Genomic DNA, 2,013 nt, shown 5'->3' on the forward strand with positions numbered 1-2,013 from the left:
TCAAACGCCGCGCGAGTCCGAATGGCTTCGCCACTTCCATCCCTAACGCAAAAATTTTCAGAGGGGCGTTTTCAGGAAATCGCCGGGCAAAATGGGTTTGATCTTGCTGTTTGCAAAATCATCGATATTTCGTGTGATAATGAAATCTGCATTTATTTCTGCAGCGCATTCGTCTTGCAGACAATCTTCAAAATCCTTGAATTTCGAGTTTGTCAGGGCCGCTTCAATTTTCCGTGAGTCAATCGGTACAACTTGAAGCAGATTAACGATGAACAGTAGCAAGTTTCGCCTTTGTTCTTCACTGCAGAATTTTCGTAGGATGAAGAACATGTTTGGAATGGAATGTGCTGCTACCAAACCCTGGATTTATTTGCCGTACTTTTCCATTCTGGCGTTTTCAAGTTCGGCATCGGCGTCGAATGTCTGGGGAATGCAACCTTTGAACTTTAGCAAACCCTTGAAGGCATCCATTTTCTTTGAGGAGGTCGCTTCTTTTTCTGCGAATTTTACACGAGCTGCAACAAAATAAATGAAATCATTTATTTCTTGTTTTGCTGCTAAAGGCAAGGACTCGTAAACAGACATAACTTCTGGCATAAGGCCTCCATGACAACGCTCTTAATATACAATTTTATTATTGCCCCCCTTGGCTAATTATACCAATTTATTCCCCCAAAGTCAACAGCGCTTTATTCAGACACCCCAAAAACACCTAGAATTTGTGACTTTCAGGCGTGGCGCAAGCGCACTCCCACGCGTCTCCATTTTTGGGCGTTCCCCCGGCTCCCGGGACATGCGCAACAGAACCGCCGCCGGGGTCGGGCTGTCGCGTTATCACGGCAAGGTCGCCGAGCTTCGCCGAAGCGTCCCTGCCGTGTCCGTTCAGCCTCGCGCTCCATGAGACAGCGCAAATCAAACGCCGCGCGAGTCCGAATGGCTTCGCCACTTCCATCCCTAACGCAAAAATGCAGGAAAACTAATTTTTTTTCTGCGCATCTTTGAATGGCTTCAAATCAAAGAACATCAGACGCGTTGCATCCTTGCGGTCTTTTTGGGTAAAGAAGTCGAAACTATTCTTGATGTAAAAACCAGTTGCGGCGGCATACGCATCGACTGTAATGAACCGGCATCCCGTGCGGTTCCCATTGGTAAACGCATGTTTGACAAAATTCAAAATGGCTCGGCCGATACCTTGATGTTCGTAGTCCATGGAAACAGCAAGACGGCCAATTTTTACAGATGGATATGTCTTGCGTCGCTTATTGTTTGAAATTCTTCTGTTGATTCTGTTCCACAAGGAGCGTTCTTCTGGATCATAGGAGACTTTGTCGTTCAGTAGAGTGAAATAAGCGACTGTCTTTTGAGTTTGACGATCCACCAGAAGATAAGTGACTGCCATTAAATCAGCAAGATAATTCTTTGCATCATCGAACAGAAAGCATCCAGGGGAAAAAGGTCAAATGAGGAAATATCCATTATTAAAACGGAAACTTTGCGATGGACATGAACTTATCGTAGGCGTTCCGTGCAGCCAGAACGTCTTCCTTCGTCACGGGCTTCGGATTCGCAATTTTCTGTTCGAAAACGCGAGCATCCTCACCATAGAGAGTCGGAGTTTCTTTGATCGGTCTTGCCATAAAATTTTACCTCATCCATAATATAGGATTTTAAGGAGGCATTGTCAAAGGGCTTGTCCGTTTCAACTGATTTTTTTGGGCGTTCCCCCGGCTCCCGGGACACGCACAACAGAACCGCCGCCGGGGTCGGGCTGTCGCGTTATCGGCTCGCTCCGCTCCCCGTCCGTTCAGCCTCGCGCTCCAGGCAACATCACAAATCAAGCGCCGCGCGAGTCCGAACCGTGGCCGGCTTCCATCCCTAACGCGAATGCAGGATGCAAGATGTTCTATATGCCTCGGGGTGAGGCGTATGGGAAACTAGGCAAATTCTGATTAATAAAATTTATTTTCAGGGGAACGATGTTTTAGAAAAACTAAATTTATGGGGAATATATTC

The 2,013-nt window shown here is 46.6% G+C and carries 4 protein-coding genes; all 4 read right to left on the minus strand.

What is annotated here, in order from left to right; translation table 11 throughout:
• Window positions 1–57: 57 nt before the first annotated feature.
• Entirely contained in the window at window positions 58–330 is a 273-nt protein-coding gene (locus B7992_RS17500; RefSeq protein ID WP_088666815.1) for a PIN domain-containing protein, read from the minus strand.
• Between the two features lie 36 nt (window positions 331–366).
• Window positions 367–597, minus strand: a complete 231-nt coding sequence (locus tag B7992_RS16160) for a hypothetical protein (RefSeq protein WP_088666816.1) — start codon at window positions 595–597, stop codon at window positions 367–369.
• Between the two features lie 379 nt (window positions 598–976).
• Window positions 977–1,399 carry a GNAT family N-acetyltransferase gene (locus tag B7992_RS16170; protein ID WP_088666818.1) on the minus strand — a complete coding sequence of 141 codons (423 nt, stop codon included), beginning with the start codon at window positions 1,397–1,399 and terminating at the stop codon, window positions 977–979.
• A 79-nt stretch (window positions 1,400–1,478) separates the two neighbouring features.
• Entirely contained in the window at window positions 1,479–1,637 is a 159-nt protein-coding gene (locus B7992_RS16885; RefSeq protein ID WP_175549664.1) for a hypothetical protein, read from the minus strand.
• Between the last annotated feature and the right edge of the window lie 376 nt (window positions 1,638–2,013).

Origin of the sequence: Fibrobacter sp. UWH1 (assembly GCF_002210365.1) — a bacterium.
In the GTDB taxonomy this organism is placed as follows: domain Bacteria; phylum Fibrobacterota; class Fibrobacteria; order Fibrobacterales; family Fibrobacteraceae; genus Fibrobacter.

Excerpts from the sequence above, each read along its gene's own strand:
- B7992_RS17500 (WP_088666815.1), bottom strand. The coding sequence starts at position 330 with ATGTTCTTCATCCTACGAAAATTCTGCAGTGAAGAACAAAGGCGAAAC.
- B7992_RS16170 (WP_088666818.1), bottom strand. The coding sequence starts at position 1,399 with ATGGCAGTCACTTATCTTCTGGTGGATCGTCAAACTCAAAAGACAGTC.
- B7992_RS16160 (WP_088666816.1), bottom strand. The coding sequence starts at position 597 with ATGCCAGAAGTTATGTCTGTTTACGAGTCCTTGCCTTTAGCAGCAAAA.
- B7992_RS16885 (WP_175549664.1), bottom strand. The coding sequence starts at position 1,637 with ATGGCAAGACCGATCAAAGAAACTCCGACTCTCTATGGTGAGGATGCT.